The 17,020-nt window shown below is 72.0% G+C and carries 16 protein-coding genes and 1 pseudogene; 6 read left to right on the top strand and 11 right to left on the bottom strand.

All coding sequences use genetic code 11. The annotated features are described in order from the left end of the window. Positions 1 to 199 precede the first annotated feature (199 nt). From ACGH7X_RS23300 to ACGH7X_RS23285, 4 genes are all read right to left on the bottom strand, one after another. Positions 200 to 403 carry a cold-shock protein gene (locus ACGH7X_RS23300; protein WP_399887565.1) on the bottom strand — a complete coding sequence of 68 codons (204 nt, stop codon included), beginning with the start codon at positions 401 to 403 and terminating at the stop codon, positions 200 to 202. A 259-nt stretch (positions 404 to 662) separates the two neighbouring features. Next, positions 663 to 2,021 carry an NADP-specific glutamate dehydrogenase gene (gene gdhA, locus ACGH7X_RS23295; RefSeq protein ID WP_399887563.1) on the bottom strand — a complete coding sequence of 453 codons (1,359 nt, stop codon included), beginning with the start codon at positions 2,019 to 2,021 and terminating at the stop codon, positions 663 to 665. A gap of 192 nt (positions 2,022 to 2,213) precedes the next feature. Continuing rightward, positions 2,214 to 2,423 carry a 4-oxalocrotonate tautomerase family protein gene (locus ACGH7X_RS23290; RefSeq protein ID WP_399887561.1) on the bottom strand — a complete coding sequence of 70 codons (210 nt, stop codon included), beginning with the start codon at positions 2,421 to 2,423 and terminating at the stop codon, positions 2,214 to 2,216. Position 2,424: 1 nt separating this feature from the next. After that, positions 2,425 to 3,195 (bottom strand): SDR family oxidoreductase, encoded by a 771-nt coding sequence (locus tag ACGH7X_RS23285; protein WP_399887559.1) that lies wholly within the window; start codon positions 3,193 to 3,195, stop codon positions 2,425 to 2,427. Between the two features lie 78 nt (positions 3,196 to 3,273). On the opposite strand from ACGH7X_RS23285, the gene ACGH7X_RS23280 reads away from it, so the two are divergent. Further along, positions 3,274 to 4,143, top strand: coding sequence for a helix-turn-helix transcriptional regulator (locus tag ACGH7X_RS23280; RefSeq protein WP_399887557.1), 870 nt, complete (start codon positions 3,274 to 3,276; stop codon positions 4,141 to 4,143). A gap of 44 nt (positions 4,144 to 4,187) precedes the next feature. Here ACGH7X_RS23280 and ACGH7X_RS23275 read toward each other — a convergent pair whose 3' ends face one another. From ACGH7X_RS23275 to ACGH7X_RS23245, 7 genes are all read right to left on the bottom strand, one after another. Next, positions 4,188 to 4,706, bottom strand: a complete 519-nt coding sequence (locus ACGH7X_RS23275; protein WP_399887555.1) for a Pycsar system effector family protein — start codon at positions 4,704 to 4,706, stop codon at positions 4,188 to 4,190. Continuing rightward, positions 4,699 to 6,123 carry a hypothetical protein gene (locus tag ACGH7X_RS23270; RefSeq protein WP_399887553.1) on the bottom strand — a complete coding sequence of 475 codons (1,425 nt, stop codon included), beginning with the start codon at positions 6,121 to 6,123 and terminating at the stop codon, positions 4,699 to 4,701. The genes ACGH7X_RS23275 and ACGH7X_RS23270 overlap by 8 nt, the downstream gene beginning before the upstream one ends. Further along, complete coding sequence (locus tag ACGH7X_RS23265) at positions 6,120 to 8,417, bottom strand: hypothetical protein (protein ID WP_399887551.1); 2,298 nt, start codon at positions 8,415 to 8,417, stop codon at positions 6,120 to 6,122. The genes ACGH7X_RS23270 and ACGH7X_RS23265 overlap by 4 nt, the downstream gene beginning before the upstream one ends. Beyond that, positions 8,414 to 9,196, bottom strand: a complete 783-nt coding sequence (locus ACGH7X_RS23260) for a hypothetical protein (RefSeq protein ID WP_399887549.1) — start codon at positions 9,194 to 9,196, stop codon at positions 8,414 to 8,416. Before ACGH7X_RS23260 ends, ACGH7X_RS23265 begins: the two co-directional genes overlap by 4 nt. Positions 9,197 to 9,290: 94 nt before the next feature. Beyond that, complete coding sequence (locus ACGH7X_RS23255) at positions 9,291 to 10,040, bottom strand: Crp/Fnr family transcriptional regulator (RefSeq protein ID WP_399887547.1); 750 nt, start codon at positions 10,038 to 10,040, stop codon at positions 9,291 to 9,293. A 539-nt stretch (positions 10,041 to 10,579) separates the two neighbouring features. Then, positions 10,580 to 10,789 carry a DUF397 domain-containing protein gene (locus ACGH7X_RS23250; RefSeq protein WP_399887545.1) on the bottom strand — a complete coding sequence of 70 codons (210 nt, stop codon included), beginning with the start codon at positions 10,787 to 10,789 and terminating at the stop codon, positions 10,580 to 10,582. Continuing rightward, positions 10,786 to 11,673 carry a helix-turn-helix domain-containing protein gene (locus ACGH7X_RS23245; RefSeq protein ID WP_399887544.1) on the bottom strand — a complete coding sequence of 296 codons (888 nt, stop codon included), beginning with the start codon at positions 11,671 to 11,673 and terminating at the stop codon, positions 10,786 to 10,788. Before ACGH7X_RS23245 ends, ACGH7X_RS23250 begins: the two co-directional genes overlap by 4 nt. 705 nt (positions 11,674 to 12,378) lie before the next feature. Here ACGH7X_RS23245 and ACGH7X_RS23240 point away from each other — a divergent pair. The 5 genes and pseudogenes from ACGH7X_RS23240 to ACGH7X_RS23220 all read left to right on the top strand — a co-directional run bounded on the left by ACGH7X_RS23240 (position 12,379) and on the right by ACGH7X_RS23220 (position 17,010). Continuing rightward, complete coding sequence (locus tag ACGH7X_RS23240; RefSeq protein WP_399887542.1) at positions 12,379 to 12,810, top strand: ATP-binding protein; 432 nt, start codon at positions 12,379 to 12,381, stop codon at positions 12,808 to 12,810. Between the two features lie 258 nt (positions 12,811 to 13,068). Then, positions 13,069 to 14,061, top strand: a complete 993-nt coding sequence (locus tag ACGH7X_RS23235; RefSeq protein WP_399887540.1) for a helix-turn-helix domain-containing protein — start codon at positions 13,069 to 13,071, stop codon at positions 14,059 to 14,061. Between the two features lie 16 nt (positions 14,062 to 14,077). Continuing rightward, a pseudogene (locus ACGH7X_RS23230) lies at positions 14,078 to 14,257 on the top strand (hypothetical protein); the annotation flags it as partial. A 282-nt stretch (positions 14,258 to 14,539) separates the two neighbouring features. After that, positions 14,540 to 15,487 carry a LysR family transcriptional regulator gene (locus ACGH7X_RS23225; RefSeq protein ID WP_399887539.1) on the top strand — a complete coding sequence of 316 codons (948 nt, stop codon included), beginning with the start codon at positions 14,540 to 14,542 and terminating at the stop codon, positions 15,485 to 15,487. Between the two features lie 143 nt (positions 15,488 to 15,630). After that, positions 15,631 to 17,010 (top strand): carbohydrate-binding protein, encoded by a 1,380-nt coding sequence (locus ACGH7X_RS23220; RefSeq protein WP_399887537.1) that lies wholly within the window; start codon positions 15,631 to 15,633, stop codon positions 17,008 to 17,010. The last annotated feature ends 10 nt before the right edge of the window (positions 17,011 to 17,020 follow it).

The raw sequence follows: 17,020 nt of genomic DNA, 5'->3' as shown, positions 1-17,020 counted from the left end.
GAGAATCGCAAGAACAGGCCGAGTGAAACGGAAATCCGCGTTCGTGAATCCGAGGATTCCTCGCGGTTGTCGCGCAGGTGGAAAATCACTGCGGAAGCGGAAGCGGAAGCGGAAGCGGAAGCGGACGCAGCTGGGGCCCGCACCCCGAGGGATGCGGGCCCCAGCTACGAAAATGTGCGCCCGAGGGCGCGCGCGGGCGTCAGGCGAGGACGATGTTCTCGGCCGTCGGGCCCTTCTGGCCCTGCGCGATGTCGAAGCTCACCTTCTGGCCTTCGAGCAGCTCGCGGAAGCCCTGGGCGGCGATGTTCGAGTAGTGGGCGAACACGTCCGCGCCGCCGCCGTCCTGCTCGATGAAGCCGAAGCCCTTTTCCGCGTTGAACCACTTCACGGTGCCAGTAGTCATGTCTTGTCTCCTTCGGGGCAGTGCGCCGGCGTCCGCACTGTACGGACGCCGTGTCGCCGCGATGATCACCCCGACCGGAAAAGACCGGTGTCAAGAATTCGGGAACCACAACTGCAACTGATATCGACAGTAGCACGTTGCGGCGGCCAGTGTGTGCTGAGTAATTCCACTCCGTTCGTTGCTGCAGGGAAACTGTCCGCCGGTTCTGTAAAACCCTCATACCGCGGGTGAAGATATAAGGGTGCCCATTTTCCGGGGATCAGATGACGCCCTGCGCCAGCATCGCGTCGGCCACCCGCTCGAAGCCGGCGATGTTCGCGCCGGTCACGTAGTCGCCGGGGGCGTCGTAGCGCTCGGCGGTTTCGTGGCAGGTGGTGTGGATGTTGGTCATGATGTCCGCCAGCTCCTCCTCCACGCGCTCCGCCGTCCACGACGTACGGGCGTGGTTCTGCGCCATCTCCAGGGCGCTGACCGCGACGCCGCCCGCGTTGGCCGCCTTGCCGGGGCCGAAGGCGACGCCCGCCTGCTGGAGGAGGTGGACGGCCTCGGGGGTCGCCGGCATGTTGGCGCCCTCGGAGACGGCCTTCACGCCGTTGCGGATCAGGGTCGCGGCGTCGTTCTCGTCCAGCTCGTTCTGCGTGGCCGACGGGAGGGCGAGGTCGGCCGGGACGTCCCAGACGCTGCCGCCGGGCACGAAGCGGGCCGAGGAGCCCCGGCGCTCGGCGTACGAGTCGACGCGGCCGCGCTCGACCTCCTTGATCTGCTTCAGCAGGTCGAGGTCGATGCCCTTCTCGTCGACGACGTAGCCGGAGGAGTCCGAGCAGGTGACGGCGTTCGCGCCGAGTGCGGTCAGCTTCTCGATCGTGTAGATCGCGACGTTGCCCGAGCCCGACACGACCGCGGTCTGGCCCTCCAGGTCCTCGCCGCGCTCACGCAGCATCGCCGCCGCGAAGAGCACGTTGCCGTAGCCCGTCGCCTCCGGGCGGATCAGCGAGCCGCCCCAGCCCGCGCCCTTGCCGGTGAGGACGCCGGCCTCCCAGCGGTTGGTGATCCGGCGGTACTGGCCGAAGAGGTAGCCGATCTCCCGGCCGCCGACGCCGATGTCCCCGGCGGGGACGTCCGTGTGCTCGCCGATGTGCCGGTACAGCTCCGTCATGAACGACTGGCAGAACCGCATGACCTCGGCGTCGCTGCGCCCGTGCGGGTCGAAGTCGCTGCCGCCCTTGCCGCCGCCGATGCCGAGGCCGGTCAGCGCGTTCTTGAAGATCTGCTCGAAGCCCAGGAACTTGATGACGCCCAGGTTGACCGACGGGTGGAAGCGCAGGCCGCCCTTGTACGGGCCCAGCGCGCTGTTGAACTCGACGCGGAACCCCCGGTTGACGTGGACACGCCCCTGGTCGTCCTGCCACGGCACCCGGAAGATCACCTGGCGCTCCGGCTCGACCAGCCGCTCGACGAGGCCCGGCTCGGCGTACTCGGGGCGGGCCGCGAGTACGGGCGCGAGCGTTTCCAGGACCTCGTGAGCTGCCTGGTGGAACTCGGGCTGGGCCGGGTTGCGGTGTTCGATCTCGGTGAGCAGGTGGTCGAGCGCGGTCCTGGTCTCGCTTCGCGTCGTCACGTAGGCCCTTTCTGGCACGGCTGACACCGGAGACCAGGACGGGGCAGAGCCCGAAGGTCTCTGCCCGGTCGGTCGGTCCGGTGGTGGGCGCTCGGCGCCGTTGCCGCGCGCGGGACACTTAAGTGTTACGCGCATGTAAAGGCCGTGGCCAGCACCCGATCAATGGATGAGACGAAGGCCTCCCGGAGCAGGCTACGCGTCCCCGTTGAGCATCCGCGCGGTGAGGACGTTGCCCGCGACGCCCCAGCCGCCGTCGGGGACCTCGTCTACCAGGACGACGGTGGTGGGACGGGCGCGTTCTCCGTAGATCTCCGCGTACAGGTCGGTGGTGCGCTCGACGATCTTCTGCTTGTCCTCGGCGGTGAGGGTGCCCGCGGGGACTTTGAAGTGGGCGAAGGGCATGTCAGATCATCCCCCCGTTGGCGCGCAGGATCTGGCCGTTCACCCAGTGCCCGGCGGGGCTGCCGAGGAAGGCGACCACGGCGGCGATGTCGTCCGGGGTGCCCAGCCGCTCCAGGGGCGGGGTCTTCGCGAGCCGGTCGATCTGCTCGGGCGTCTTGCCGTCGAGGAAGAGGTCGGTGGCCGTGGGGCCGGGGGCGACCGTGTTCACCGTGATGTCCCGGCCGCGCAGCTCCCGCGCCAGGATCAGCGTCATCGCCTCCACGGCGCCCTTGCTCGCCGCGTACGCGGCGTACGTGGGGAACTGCGTGCCGACGACGGACGTCGAGAACCCCACGAAGGAGCCCCCCGTACGCAGCCGCCGCGCCGCCTGCTGGGCGACGACGAAGGTGCCGCGGATGTTGGTGCGGTGCATGGCGTCGAGCGCCGCCAGGTCCAGGTCGGCGACGGTCGACAGGGTCATCCGCCCGGCCGCGTTGACGGCCACGTCGACGCCGCCGAACTCCTCCTCCGCCCGGTCGAACAACGCGGCGATCTCCTTCTCCTCCGCCACGTCCGCCTGTACGGCGATCGCCCGTCCGCCGGCTCCGGTGATCGCCGTCACCGTCTCGTCGGCGGCCGCGGCGTCGCGGGCGTAGTTCACGACGACGGCCAGGCCGTCCTCGGCGAGCTTCTGCGAGACCGCCCGGCCGATGCCGCGGGATCCGCCGGTGACGACGGCGACCCGGGTGGCGGATGCCGGTGCGGGTTCCTGTTGATGCGTGTGCGTGGTCATGGCTCCACGATGCGCGTCCTCGGCCGTCGCAGCCAGGGGATGTCATCCCCTGGGTCGCGGGCACCGGCCGGGCGCAGAATGGACGGCATGAGCGCTGTGAAGTACGCCGAGCTGGGGGCCTTCCTGCGGTCGCGCCGGGAACGCATCCGCCCTGCCGACGTGGGGCTCCCGGCCGGGCCGCGCCGCCGGGTGCCGGGGCTGCGCCGTGAGGAGGTCGCCCAGCTCGCCGGGGCCTCCGTGGACTACTACAACGAGCTGGAGCGCGGCGCCGGGTCCCAGCCGTCCGAGCAGATGATCGCCGCGCTGGCGCGTGCGCTGCGGCTGTCCGCCGACGAGCGGGACTACCTGTACCGGCTCGCCGACCGGCCGGTGCCCGCGCAGGGCGGCGCCGCCTCGCACGTGCACCCCGGCATGCTGGACCTGCTCGGCCGGATGACCTCGACCCCGGCGCAGGTGATCACCGACCTGCACGTCACCCTCGTACAGAATCCGCTGGCCGTGGCGCTGCTCGGGGACCACTCCGGGTTCCGTGGGCCCCGGGCCAGCTTCGTCCACCGGTGGTTCACCGAGCCCGACGCCCGGCGCCTGTATCCGGAGGACGAGCACGAGGGCAAGTCCCGCTCCTTCGTCGCGGACCTGCGGGCCGCCGTCGCGCGCAGGGACGCGAAGGACGCGGAGGCCGGCTCGATGATCCGTACGCTGCTCGACGTCTCCCCCGAGTTCGCCGCGCTGTGGGCCGACCACGAGGTGGCCTTCCGGCGGGAGGACCGCAAACGGCTCGTCCATCCCGCGCTCGGCGTGATCGAGGTCAACTGCCTCCACCTCTTCAGCGAGGACGGCCGTCAGCGGCTCCTCTGGTTCACTCCGGCCGTGGGGACCGAGAGCGCGGGGTTGCTGGAGCTGCTCTCGGTGGTCGGCACGCAGGAGGTGGTCGAGCCGGCGGGCTGACTGGCAGACCCGCAGACCCGCAGACCCGCAGACCGGGTGAGAGTTCAGAGCAGCATCGTTGCGGTGCCGCCCAGGGCGAGGCCGGCCACGAGGCAGCAGGTGCCCACCCGAAGGCAGCGGTACTTGGCGGCGAGAATGCGGCTGATGTCCACCAGTTGCACCGCCAGCCACGCCACCCGGTCCTCGGCCGCGGCCGTGACCGCCCGGACGAGGCGGTCGATGTCCGACGAGCCGAGGGCGTCGGCGAAGAAGGTCACGCCGGGCCCGGTGCGGGCCGTACCGGTGCGCGGCAGGACGACCCGGACCAGCAGGGCCGTACCGGCCGCCCACAGCAGTCCCCCGGCGACCAGGAGGGCCAGCGCGCCACCGGTGACCGGCGCCGAAGGCCCCCAGGCCCGGCCCAGCAGCAGTGCCGGGAGCGCGAAGGCGGCCCCCGACAGCAGCACCGCGGCCTTGCTGTCGGCCCGGGCGAGGTCCTCCCGTGCGTGGGCGAGCAGCCGTTCGGCCACGTAGAGGGCTGGCTCCCGCCCGTTCGCGGGCGTGACGGAAGCCGGGTCAGGCATCGTGCCCGCCGCTCGGGCCACCCGGTTCGCCCGGTTCCGGGCGGGAGCGGCGCCGCCCCTGTCTGACGTAGTTGATCTTTCCGTCGCCGGTCGCCGACCGCGAGGGCGACGGGCTCGCCGCAGGCGGCTCGGAGGGCGCGAGCAGGGTGGGCGGGTCCGCCGGTGCCGGTGCCTCGCGTGGTGCCGCTTCGGGTGGCTGAGGCGGTACGACCGCCGCCACCACGGTCGGCGGCGGCAGCGGAACGTCGACCGTGGGCGGCGCGGGCGGCGCCAACGGGAAGTCGGCCGTGGGCGGCACCGGCGGCTGGGGCGGCACCGGCGGCGCGGTCGGCGGCTGCGGCGGCACCCCCGGCGCGGTCGGCGCGGTCGGGCTCCAGCCCGAGGCGGTCGGCTGCTGCACCGTGGGGTACCCCGGGTACCCGGCCCCGTCCGGAGGCGCGGGCAGCGCGGGCGAGGGCTGCTGCGCCGCGAGCGGGGCCGGGGGCTGCGGCAGCCCTCCGGCGAACAGCGCGCCGCCGGTCACCTTCGCGTAATCGAGGAGCTGCTGCACGACCGCTCTGTCGATCTGGTGGCTCTGCACCATGTCGTTCTCGATCAGCCGCGACAGGAACGCCAGCGCGTCCTCCCGGTTCTCCCGTGCCTGGCTCTGCAGCTCGCCCAGGAGCTCCTTGGCCTGGGACGGGTCCTGCGCGAGCAGGATGGCGTACTGCTCGGTCTCCCCCGCGGCGATCAGCTCGCGCGCCGCGGACAGGTTGGCCTGCACCCGGGCGGCGTCGGCCTGGTCCTGGGCCGACTGCCGGCCGGCGGCGTACCGCACGTCCACCAGTTCCGCTTGGTGGTCCCTGGCGGCCTGCCCCAGGTCGACGCGCACGTAGACCACGGTGCTCAGGCCGAGTTCGGTGCCGAAGTCGGCCCAGGCTCCGCCCGCCAGCTCGGCCTGGATCGCCTCGTCGGCCGCCTGGGCGGCCTCGAGTCCGTAGCGCCGGGTGAGTATCCGCAGCCGTGCCAGGAGCGGGGCGCGCAGCATCTTCTCGACGTCCCGTACCTGCTTCTCCGCCGTCAGGGCGAAGTCCGCGACCTCCCAGTGGACGTCCACAGCGCACAGGAAGTCGCCCTGGTCGCCGCGGCTGGGCAACGGCATCTGGAAGGAGGCCTGGTACCGGCCGCGGGCGATGAGGCAGACCGACTTGGGCTTCTTGCCGAGCATGGGCCGGCCGAAGTGCTCCGCGCGCTGTGCGGTGATGACGCTGTGGCCGCCGTTGCGGTAGAACACGACGGCGGCGCGCTGCAGTCCGCGGTGCTTGTACGGGCCGTCCGGGAAGATCTCGTCCAGGAACGGTCCGCGCAGGTCGTCCGGCAGTGCCGGGTCCGTGGCGCCGGGCTGGTGCGGCGCCGCCTGGGGGTTGTACTGGCTCATCGGGTTCCTCCCGCCTGGGCCGCCTGCAGCAGGCGGTGGGCATGCTCCGGTTCCAACGGTTCGTCGGGGTCCTGTGACAGTTCGGCGATCAGCCATGCCATGCGCTGCCGGTCTTCCTCTTCCAGGACCAGCAGCGGCAGGAAGCGCAGGACGTCGGCCTCCCACGCCTTGCCGCGGCAGTCCCGCAGCCACCCGGCCAGGATGTCGAGTGCGGCCCGGTAGGAGCGGTTGGTGTTCAGCGCGGTCCACAGCAGTCCGGCGACGTCGGCGGCCAGGTCCGGACGGGTCGCGCAGATCGCCAGGGCGAGTGGCCACCGCTCGCGTCCGCCGAGCTCTTCGGCCGGGTTCCAGACGCTCTCCACCCTCATGTCGGCCAGGCGCAGCGTGGCAACCAGACCGAGGTTCTGGTGCTGCCGCCTGCTGTCGCCCAGCCAGGACCTGATCCTGGCCAGCGGCTCACGGTCGGTGGCGAATGCGGCCAGGTGTGCCACGCCCTGTGCGGCGACGGTCCGCAGCCGCCCGTCGTGCCAGGTGCCGATCCCGCCGAGCGCCGTCAGCGCCTCGCCCACGCTCCGGGTCGCCGTGCCCCAGCTGAGTGCGACGGCGGCGGTCCACCGAAGGTTGGCCCGGTCGCTCCTGCTCCACGTCTTGACCAGCGCGCGGAGCGCGTCCCCGGCCTGCGCGTCCTCCAGTACGACTTGCAGGGCGGTGGCGACGAACAGGCCGCGGCGGGCCTGGTCGGCCTCGGCCATCGGCAGGAGAAGCTCCCCGAGGGTGTGCGCGCAGTCCAGCCGGCACAGCTCGCCCGCCGCCACCGCCGCCCTGATCCACACCTCCTCGCGCCGGTCCTGGCAGAGGGAGTCCAGCCAGCGCAGCACCGGGCCGCGCATGTTGTGGTGGTGCTCCCACAGATGGGCGAGGACGGCAGGGGCCAGGGCTGCACCGCGGAACCGTACGGTGCGGACGGGGATGAGCTTCCCCGCGACCACCGGCTGCTCGCGGGTCTCCGTCGTGGCCCGGGCCGAGGTGAGGCGGGCCGCCAGACCGTCGCCGAGCACGGGCCGCCCGGGCATCCGCTCGGGGTCGACGGTCACCGCGAGTTCCCAGGCCAGCAGTTCCGCCGCCTCGGCGGCGATGTTGACCGAACTGCCGCCGAACACCGCGAGCGAGACCCGGAACGCCGCGTCCCGCAGCACCGGCAGCGTCTCGGTCCCGGTACCGCCCGCGAACCACGCGCGCACCTGTTCGGCGGCGAAGCCGCGGCACTCCGCCAGGAGCTCCGCTTCGGTCAGTCCGTCGGAGACGCGCCGGGCGACGAGGCCGGCGAGCCGGGCTGCCTCCGCGGGAAGCAGCACTTCCAGGCCCAGCGCCTCGCGCACCCGCCCGTCGCGCGCCATGCGCCGGGCCGCTTCCCTGGCTTCGGTGGGTCCGCCGTCGAGTTCCGCCTCCAGATGGCCGTCGAGCACGGCGTCCTCGGCGGCCGGCCGGTGCCTGCGCTCGTATCGTGCCCTGCCGCTTCCCGTTCCGTTGTCGCCGGGTTCGGGTACGGAGAGCAGAACGGCGTAGGACTCGCGGTCGGCCAGCAGGCGGCGGAGCCGGTCCAGGTGCAGCTCGGCGGGCAGGCGCCCGTCGGCCGGTTCCAGGGCGTAGCCGTGGCCCTTGGCGATACGGCTGTCGTCGTCGGCGGCGTCCAGACCGGTGAGGTCCGAGCGCGGGTCGAGGCGGGACACGTTGCCCCGGCCGAGGTCGTCGAGGAGCGACAGGGCGGTGTACATGCGCCCGCTGCCGGGCTGGCCGCAGAGCACGAGCAGGTGCTCCTGGCGCAACTGCCGTTTGAAGTCGTCGTAGTCCGGCGGTGAGATGAACCGGCGTCGCAGCCGCAGCAGTTCGTCGTCGGGCAGCGGCCCCGCGAGCAGGGCCCCCCGTGCGGTCTCACCGAAGCGGAAGTTGACCGAGTTGATGGTGCCGCCGACGTAGGTACTGGCGCCGCGCAGGAAGACCGATCGGGTCTCCCGGGCGAAGTGGGAGGCACCCGGCCCCACCGTGGCCCCGCCGCCCTTGGCCGACGGGTCGGTGTCCGAGTCGCCGCCCAGGAGGTCTTCCTCGGCGCCCGCGGCCCGGTTGCCGGCGTCGTCGCGCTGTCCGTGTGCCGCCCTGCCGGATCGCGCCCGGCCGCCTTCACCGTCCGGTTCCCGTGTGTGTCCCTGTCCCCGGTCCCCTTGGCCCTGCCGGCCTCCCTGGTTCCCGTGGTCCTCGTGGCCGCCCTGCTGTGCGTCCGCGTCGCTGCCGCTCATGACGCCGCTCCGGGGCCGGTGCCGCCGCGACGGTGGTCGATGGTGATGTTCTCGAAGTTCCCCTGGAGCGACTGCCCCTGGTCCTGGACGGTGACTTCGCCGAAGTGGAAGCGGGCTTCTGCGTCCCGGTCCGGATTGTCGGGCCGGTCCGGCCGCGGGGTCGGGTCGGGGGCGCCGTCGTCCCCGGCAGCGGGTGGCGGCGCGCCGCGTCCCGGAACCGTGAACCACGCCTGCCGCTCCCCCTCCTTGAGCCGCACCCCGTACCGGCGGTAGTGCTCCGGCTCGATCCAGCGGCCGCCGTGCCGTACGACGTCCTGGTAGAGCCGGTCGGTGACGGCCACCAGCAGCGGCGCGTCCGGTAAGGCGGTGAGCACCGCCTTGGCCTCCGCGCAGTTGCCGATCCGGCAGGCCAGGTCGACCGCGGCGCCGGAGAAGCCGTGCGAGTCGGGGGTGAACGGCCCGACGTCGAGCCCGGCCCGCAGCCGCAGCGGCCGGCTCAGCTCGCGGTTGATCCGGCGCAGGTTCTGGTGGAGGTACTCCGTCCACTCACCCACGAGCGCCTCGGGGCGGCGCGGTTCCACCACAGCGAGGATGCCGTCGCCGCGGTCCTCCTGGGCCAGCCGGGCGTCACCGATGCCCGCCTGGGCGAAGGCGTCCTCGGCGGCGCGGTAGATCCGCTTGCGCAGGGTGGGGCGGTCGGGATCGGGGATCGATCCCGAGCCCTGCGTGTCCAGGCTGATGATGAATCCGTACTGTCCGTGCTCTGCTCCGCCGTGCATGGTCCCCTGCCTCTCGCCCGGCCTTTACGGCATCGGCCACGACCGACCGTCTGCCGCCACTCTCCCGTCGTACCGCGCGCCGCGCTGTAGCCGTTTACACACCCGGCCGTCGGCCGCGCGCGGACTGTGTGCCGTTGTGCGCGGTGCGGGCGCCGGTGCCGTGCGGCGTCCCGGTGCGGCCGAGCAGCCGCAGCGGCTCCAGATCGGCGACGGTGATGACCTTCGGCCCGGTGTGCACCAGTCCCTGCTCGCGAAGCAGCCGCAGCGCCTTGGCCACGGCCTCGCGGGTCGCCCCTACCGCGGCGGCGATCTCGTGCTGGGACAGGGGGAGTCGGATGACCACCGCGTCGCTCTGCTTGTCACCGGTACGGTCCGCGAGCTCCACCAGGCAGGCGGCCAGCCGTTCGAGGACGGTGGCCGAGGCGAGGGAGCTGCGCTGATCGTCCGCGCTGCGCAGTCGCTCGGTGAGCTGCGCCATCACCAGCCCGGACACGAAGGGGCGCGCCGCCATGAAGTGCCGGAAGCGGTCACCGGGCACGGCGAGCGCCCGCACGCTCTCCAGCGCGGTCACGGTGGCGCTGCGTGGACGTCCGTCCAGCGCGGCCATCTCGCCGACCAGTTCGCCGCCTTGACGCAGGGCCAGGATGAGCCGCCCCCGCTCGGTCGCCCGCCACACGGTGCACCAGCCGTCCAGGATGACGAGCACGGACGTGCCGGACTCGCCTTCGCCGAGGAGCTGCTCCTGCGGCCCGTAATCACGCCGACGCCCGAGCCCCGACAGGGCCTGGCGATCGGCGTCGCTCAACTTCTCCAGAAACGCCCGGCGTTCCCCGAACAGCCCCATGTGGCCCCCCACCGGCTCCGCGCGACACACAGAGTATTCCCTGCGTCACTCGTTTTCAGCCGAATCAGAGGGCAGAACGTTTCAACTTCGGCAGGCGGGCCGGTGGCGGTCGGCGCCTGCGGAGCGGACTCGGAAGGCGGCCGGTCGACGAGGCGAGCACCATCGCCATAACCGACGACATCACCTGGAACGCCCTTTAGGCCCCCGTCGGGGCGTATGAGCCGCGTGCGGCGGTCGCCGATCTTGGCGGGACAGGAGAAAAGGGCGTCATGACAAGGGGTGGGGCGGCTGTGCGGCCGGGAACCGAAGACACCGACGACGCCGCGGCCGACGGCGCGGCGCCCCGTCGCCCCCGTCCAGCTGGTCACCGTCGGATTCCATGAGACCTGGACAGTCTCCTAGAGCTGAATCATGCTCGCTACAAGGAAGTTCAGAGGACGACGGCGGGCTCTTCTCCACGCTGGACGTTTCCTGTAGCCATACACAAATGCGCCCCGCGTCTGGTGTCTACCGGGCACGGGACGCAGGGCATTGGGACGTCAGCTCTCCGAGGCGTACGTCACGAACTTCGACCACGCACCAAGTGTGAGCATCAGGCGTGGCCCATCGGCGGTCTTGGAGTCGCGGACGTGCACGGTGCCGGGAGTGAGGGCGAGCTCGACACAGGACTCGCCGTTGGTACCGCCGCTGTAGCTGCTCTTGAACCATGCCAGTTCGGAGGCATTCCCGGCGGAGGCCTTGCGCATCATGTCTCTCCCAGCAGTCTGTCGATGAAGGCCAGCGACTCCCGAGGCGGGAGTGCCTGCGCCCGGATGGTGCCGTACTGCAACTCCAGGATGCGGAGTTGCTTCGGGTCGCCGACGGGCCGACCGTTGAACAGCCCGTCGGCGCGCCCCACAGCCGTACCATCCGGGAACTTCAGCAACTCAATCCTGCCATCCAAGCCCGGGTGAGCTTCCGTGTTGGTCGGCATGACCTGAAGCGTGACGCTGTTCAATCGCGCCACCTCCAGCAGGCGTTCGAGCTGCTGTTGCCACACCATTGTGCCCCCAACTTGTCGGCGCAGCGGCGCCTCTTCCACCACGAAGTGGATGGAGGAGGCGGGGTCGCGTTCAAACACAGACTGCCGGGCCAGCCGAGCGGCCACCATGCGCTCCACATCATCCGGGGAGTACGGGGGCTGCGCTGCCCTGATCAAGATCCGCACGTGTTCCGATGTCTGCAACAAGCCGGGGATGATGTTGCATTCGTACACCCCGATCTCGACGGCCCTCGCCTCCAACTTGCCCAGCTCCCGCACCCGCTTCGGATACCGGACCTTCTTCACGTCCTCCCAGGCGGCCGAGATGAGGCCACCCGCGTTCAAGATCTCGTCGGCCCTGTCCAGGTACTCCTGGCGGGGGATCCGCTTGCCGCCCTCCACCTTGTAGACGAGGTCCTCCCCATACCCCACAGCCGCCCCGAACTCACCGGCCCGCATGCCCGCGGCCTCGCGTCGGAGCCTCAACTGCCGTCCCACCGTGGTGATGACCGCGACGCCCCACTCGTCGTCCGGGTCCACCTCCCACCCCGGCTCGTCCACCTCACCCGCAGCCTCCACGGGCCGTACCGCCTCACCGTCCACCGCCGTCATGCCGCACCCCTCCGTCGTCCCGCGCCGTACCGCGACGCCCTACCCGTACCAACCACCCCGACCGTCCGGACAGCACCGGACAACCGACGGACAGTCACGCCACGTATCCGACTGGTCACGACTCACGCTAGATCGCGACACTGCCTCTCGGTGAAGCACATGCACAATTCATACTTTTAGGCACCACCCACCCCGCCGCCTCAACCACCACCCCCAAATACCGTGAACACTCCCCCAAAACTGTTCACTCCCCGCTCATCAGAGCGCCCCACGGACAAATTCAGCCGAAGTGTTCACGCTTGCCGAGCACCGCTCCAGACAGCCGCCCCAAGTCGCTCCGTACGCACACGCACGCGCGGCACTGCCCTCCCAAAGCCATTGCGCAGACGACGAGAACCGGGTGCCCACCCAAGGGATTGACCTGACCGAACCTTCGGCACTCGCCCGCCCCACCGGCGACGGCAACATCGACTGGCCATGGACTGAAGAGGACAGCAGCCCGTACGCGAACCCACCCGCCCGGCAACGACCGGACACGGGGCTGCCCAGCATCCACATCGGCTCCACCCCGGAGCCGACCCCTCCGCCAACCCCGGCACCCCGCGCCTCCGACAGCACCGACACCACAGGACAACGCCGGACAGTCACCCTACGTAGCCGCCAAGTCGCTTCTCCCGGCGCACACACGTCGCCACGCTGAGTGACGTGAACCAGGAATCCGCCGAACTCGTCACCCCCGTCCGCAACTTCAGCGTGCAGCTCTCCCCCACGCCACGCGGCGCCCGTCTCGCCCGTCTGCTCGCGACCGAGCAACTCCGCTCCTGGGGCCTGCCCCTCGACCCGGCACGTCATCTCGTCGCCGAACTGTCCAACAACGCGGCGGACCACGGACGCGTCCCCGGCCGCGATTTCCGGCTCACCCTCTACGTCATCGGCGCCACCCTCCGCATCGAGGTCACCGACACCCGTGGCCAGGAGCTCCCCCGGCCCCAAACGCCCTCCCCCGACGCCGAATCCGGCCGTGGGCTGCTGCTCATCGAGGCGCTGGCGGACCGCTGGGGAGTAACCGAGGGCCGCTTTCCGCGCAAGACCGTCTGGGCCGAACTGCACTTCACGCCACCGCAACCCACGTTCTGATGCTGCGGTGCCGTCGGCGCCTAACCAAGGAAAGAACTCGGGGTGAAAGCACCCCACCAAGCCCCACCCCTCCCGCCCGAGGCGCTCGTCACCCGGGCGGGTGAACATCACCGGCTCAGCTGGATTTCCGGGCCCCCAACTCCCCTACTCTCAGCGCAAGCAAGCACACACCACCCCAAACAGACTTCGGCCCCCGCTGGGACTGCAATCCCGGTGCGAGGGCCTACCACCAAGGAAGCCAACCCTAGGAACTTCCCGATGGATACCCAAAACCCTAGCGCGCCCCCGCGCGCCCAGTCAGCCCCCGCCGACAATCCGACCCGTACGCGTCGCCACGGCGGCGGCATCACCCACGACAACACCCGCCACACCACCCGCTTCGTGGTGATCGGCAACCACCTGGTCCAGCACAAGGAGCTGTCCCTCCTCGCGATCGGCCTCAGCTGCCACCTCCAGTCGCTGCCCACCGGTGCGGGCGCCGACATCAAGACGCTCACCGCCCGCTTCCCCGAGGGCCCCACCCGTATCGCCGCAGCCCTGCGCGAACTCGAGACCCACGGCTACCTGCGCCGCGAACGCCACCGCACGACGACCGGCCGCATCGTCAGCCGCACGGTCTCCTGCAACCAGCCGCACACGGCCACCCACCGCGAGCCGGCCGACACCGGCGGCCGCCCGGACCGCCGCCCAACGCCCCGGTCATCCACCGAACCGACCGCACCGCCCCGAAAGCCCCGCCCGGCAGAGCAGCCGTCCGCGCCACCGGAGCAAGCGCCGCCGCCCCACCCGCACTCCACCACACCAGCCGGAACCGGCACCCGCACCACCCCTCGCCCCCGCAAGGCTCTCCCCGCCGTCCCCCAGCCCAGCTGCACCGCCCCCGCCCTCCTCCAACAGGCCACCGACCTCCTCACCACCCTGCGCCGACACGACCCCCGCCTCCTCCTCTCCACACCCGACACCGCCCACCTGGCCCCCGGCGTCGCCGCCTGGCTCGAACGGGACGTCGCCCCCACCGCCGTACGCCACGCCCTGACCACCGACCTGCCGGACGACCCCCTGCGCCGCCCCGCAGCCCTGCTCGCCCACCGCCTCACCGCGCAGCTCCCGTACCCACCGCCCTTCAAAGCACCGGCAGGTCCGCCACCACCCCGTTACGAGGTACGCAACTGCGACGGCTGCGACCGCGGCTTCCGCGCCTCCGAGACCGAAGACCGCTGCCGCGACTGCCGCACAGCCGCCCACCCGTAACCCCAGCAAGGGGCCCATGGTCAGCTCGTCCCACGAGGCGATGCACCGCATCTTCCAGGACCACCCGACGCTGTTCTCCCGCGTCTCCGAAACGCTCGGCATCCCGTTTCCCGCACCCACCGCGATCAGCGAGCTGCCCAACGACGTCACCGAAACCAAGCCCGTGGACCGCAGGATCGGCACTCTCCTGCGCATCGTGCACACCGGGCGGCGCTGGTACTTCGTGGCGCGGGACGTCGGGCGGGGCGAGTGGCGGACCTTCGGACGCGGAGGGGCTGGCCAGGTATCTGCTGGGTCTTGGCACGCCCCTGCGCGTGCCGGCGTCGGGCTCTCCGTGCGGGAGGCGCTGGTGCGTCGGACCCGGGAACTGCCGGCGGGCAACGGCGAGGCGACGTCCTGACCTGCCTGCTTACAGAGGTCCGTACCAGGTCCGTACCGACCTCTTGCCCCCGTCCCTCCCTCGTCGCAAGCTCCCCTCATGGAGCTGGAGTTGCGGCATCTCAAGACGGTCCGGGCCATTGCCGACGCCGGCAGCCTCACCAGGGCGGCGACGGCTCTCGGGCTCGCGCAGCCCGCGTTGAGCGCTCAGCTCAAGCGGATCGAACGGGCCCTGGGCGGGGCTCTGTTCGTGCGGGGGCGGCACGGGGTGCGGGCCACCGCGCTGGGCGAACTGGTGCTGGAGCGCAGCCGGATCGTGCTGCCGGCGGTGACCGAGTTGCAGCAGGAGGCGGCCCGGTTCGCGCGGGCGCCGCGTACGGCGGAGCGGCTGCGCCTCGGCGGGACCCACGGGCCGTTGCTGGGCGCCCTGGTGGACCGGCTGGCCGGTGTGGTGCCCGACGCCCGGATGACGACCTGCACGTCTTGGTCCGAGCGGGAGCTGGCCGCTCAACTGGCCGAGGGCAGGCTGGACTTCGCTCTCGCCGGGACCTGCGGATCGGCCTCGCCGCCCGGCGCGGAGGGGCTGGTGTGGCGTGAGGTCGCCGTCGATCCGGTGTTCGTGATGATGCCCGAAGGGCATCCGCTCGCCCACCGCGCGGAGGTGGGGCTGACCGAGCTGGCGGGCGAGGAGTGGGCCTGCGTACCGGGCGACGGCTGCTTCGGCGACTGCTTCACCGCGTCGTGTGCCCGCGCCGGGTTCACCCCGCGCCGCATGTACGAGACGGACACCGCGTCGCTGGTCCATCTGGTGCAGGTGGGGCGGGCGGTCGGGCTGTGCCGGGCGACCTTTCCGACCACGCCCGGCATCGTCACCCGGCCCCTGACCGGCACGCCGCTGGCCTGGCGGCATCTGCTCGGCTGGCACGGGGTGACGCAGCGGCAGGACATCGCCGCCACCGTGCTCTCGCAGGCGCGCATGGCGCACGCGGGGGTCGCCGCGAGCAGCGACAGCTACACGCAGTGGATGGCGGCCCACCGCGTCCCGTGACGCCGTGACGTCGGGTCGGACCGGTCGGACCGGTCGTACTGGCTTCCATAACGCCGGGCAGAGGGCCGACCGATGTCTTACCGGCGTCCGCCGCCCCTCCCTACGGTTTCGGCACCTCCCCACCGAGACCGAGGAGATCCCCCATGTCCCACCGACACCGCCACACCAGAGCCATGGGTGCCGCGGTCGCCGCGACCGCTGCCCTGCTCGTGGCCGGGCTCAGCGGCTCCGCGAGCGCCGGTACGGCACCCGTCGCCCCCGCCCCCGCCCCCACCGCGGCCGAGGCCCTGCGCACCGACGCCGCGCCGCCCGCGCTGCTCAACGCCATGCGGCGCGACCTCGGCCTCGGCCAGGAACAGGCCGAGCGCCGCCTCGTCAACGAGGCCGAGGCGGGGGCCACCGCGGGCCGGCTGCGGGCCGCGCTCGGCGGCGACTTCGCGGGCGCGTGGGTACGGGGCGCCGAGTCCGGCACCCTCACCGTGGCCACGACCGACGCGCACGACGTCGCGGCGATCGAGGCGCGGGGCGCCGAGGCGAAGGTCGTCCGCCATTCGCTCGCCGACCTGGACGCGGCCAAGGCCCGCCTGGACCACGCGGCGACCGGTCTCAACACCGCCGACGCACCGGTCTGGTACGTCGACGCGCGCGGCAACGCGCTCGTCGTCGAGGCGATACGTCCGGCCGCGGCCCGTTCGCTGCTGGCGGCGGCCGGTGTCGACCGGTCCCTCGCCCGCGTCGAGGCCCGCACCGAGCGGCCCCGCACGTTCTACGACCTGCGCGGCGGCGAGGCGTACTACATCAACAACAGCAGCCGCTGCTCGATCGGCTTCCCGATCACCAAGGGCACCCAGCAGGGCTTCGCCACCGCGGGCCACTGCGGTCGGGCGGGCTCCAGTACGACCGGCGCCAACCGGGCGGCCCAGGGCACCTTCCAGGGCTCGATCTTCCCCGGCCGCGACATGGCGTGGGTGGCCACCAACTCCAGCTGGACGGCGACCCCGTACGTCAACGGCGCCGGCGGGCAGAACGTCCAGGTCACCGGCTCCACGGCGGCTCCGGTCGGCTCCTCGGTCTGCCGCTCCGGCTCGACGACCGGCTGGCACTGCGGCACCATCCAGCAGCTCAACACCAGCGTCACCTACCCGGAAGGCACCATCTCCCCCGTCACCCGGACCACGGTGTGCGCCGAGCCCGGCGACTCCGGCGGCTCGTACATCTCCGGCAGCCAGGCGCAGGGCGTCACCTCGGGCGGCTCGGGCGACTGCCGGTCCGGCGGCGAGACCTTCTTCCAGCCGATCAACGCGCTGCTCCAGAACTACGGGCTCACCCTGAAGACGACCGGTGACGGCGGCGAGGACCCGGGTGAGCCGGGAGAGCCCGGCGGCACCTGGGCGTCCGGCACCGTCTACCAGCCGGGCGACACCGTGACGTACGGCGGCGCCACCTACCGCTGCCTCCAGGGCCACCAGGCCCAGCAGGGCTGGGAGCCGTCGAACGTGCCCGCGCTGTGGCAGCGGGTGTGAGTCACGGCCG

It is taken from the genome of Streptomyces sp. BBFR51, from assembly GCF_044591655.1.
GTDB lineage: Bacteria > Actinomycetota > Actinomycetes > Streptomycetales > Streptomycetaceae > Streptomyces.
The sequence above is the reverse complement of the archived record's forward strand: the minus strand, read 5'-3'. Positions and strand labels throughout refer to the sequence as shown.

What these genes read in the sequence shown, in the direction of transcription:
- ACGH7X_RS23250 (WP_399887545.1), bottom strand. Translation starts at nt 10,789, where the DNA reads ATGATGCGCAAGGCCTCCGCCGGGAATGCCTCCGAACTGGCATGGTTC.
- ACGH7X_RS23265 (WP_399887551.1), bottom strand. Translation starts at nt 8,417, where the DNA reads ATGAGCGGCAGCGACGCGGACGCACAGCAGGGCGGCCACGAGGACCAC.
- ACGH7X_RS23225 (WP_399887539.1), top strand. Translation starts at nt 14,540, where the DNA reads ATGGAGCTGGAGTTGCGGCATCTCAAGACGGTCCGGGCCATTGCCGAC.
- ACGH7X_RS23255 (WP_399887547.1), bottom strand. Translation starts at nt 10,040, where the DNA reads ATGGGGCTGTTCGGGGAACGCCGGGCGTTTCTGGAGAAGTTGAGCGAC.
- ACGH7X_RS23220 (WP_399887537.1), top strand. Translation starts at nt 15,631, where the DNA reads ATGTCCCACCGACACCGCCACACCAGAGCCATGGGTGCCGCGGTCGCC.
- ACGH7X_RS23280 (WP_399887557.1), top strand. Translation starts at nt 3,274, where the DNA reads ATGGACGGCATGAGCGCTGTGAAGTACGCCGAGCTGGGGGCCTTCCTG.
- ACGH7X_RS23300 (WP_399887565.1), bottom strand. Translation starts at nt 403, where the DNA reads ATGACTACTGGCACCGTGAAGTGGTTCAACGCGGAAAAGGGCTTCGGC.
- ACGH7X_RS23270 (WP_399887553.1), bottom strand. Translation starts at nt 6,123, where the DNA reads ATGAGCCAGTACAACCCCCAGGCGGCGCCGCACCAGCCCGGCGCCACG.
- ACGH7X_RS23275 (WP_399887555.1), bottom strand. Translation starts at nt 4,706, where the DNA reads ATGCCTGACCCGGCTTCCGTCACGCCCGCGAACGGGCGGGAGCCAGCC.
- ACGH7X_RS23245 (WP_399887544.1), bottom strand. Translation starts at nt 11,673, where the DNA reads ATGACGGCGGTGGACGGTGAGGCGGTACGGCCCGTGGAGGCTGCGGGT.
- ACGH7X_RS23235 (WP_399887540.1), top strand. Translation starts at nt 13,069, where the DNA reads ATGGATACCCAAAACCCTAGCGCGCCCCCGCGCGCCCAGTCAGCCCCC.
- ACGH7X_RS23260 (WP_399887549.1), bottom strand. Translation starts at nt 9,196, where the DNA reads ATGCACGGCGGAGCAGAGCACGGACAGTACGGATTCATCATCAGCCTG.
- ACGH7X_RS23285 (WP_399887559.1), bottom strand. Translation starts at nt 3,195, where the DNA reads ATGACCACGCACACGCATCAACAGGAACCCGCACCGGCATCCGCCACC.
- ACGH7X_RS23290 (WP_399887561.1), bottom strand. Translation starts at nt 2,423, where the DNA reads ATGCCCTTCGCCCACTTCAAAGTCCCCGCGGGCACCCTCACCGCCGAG.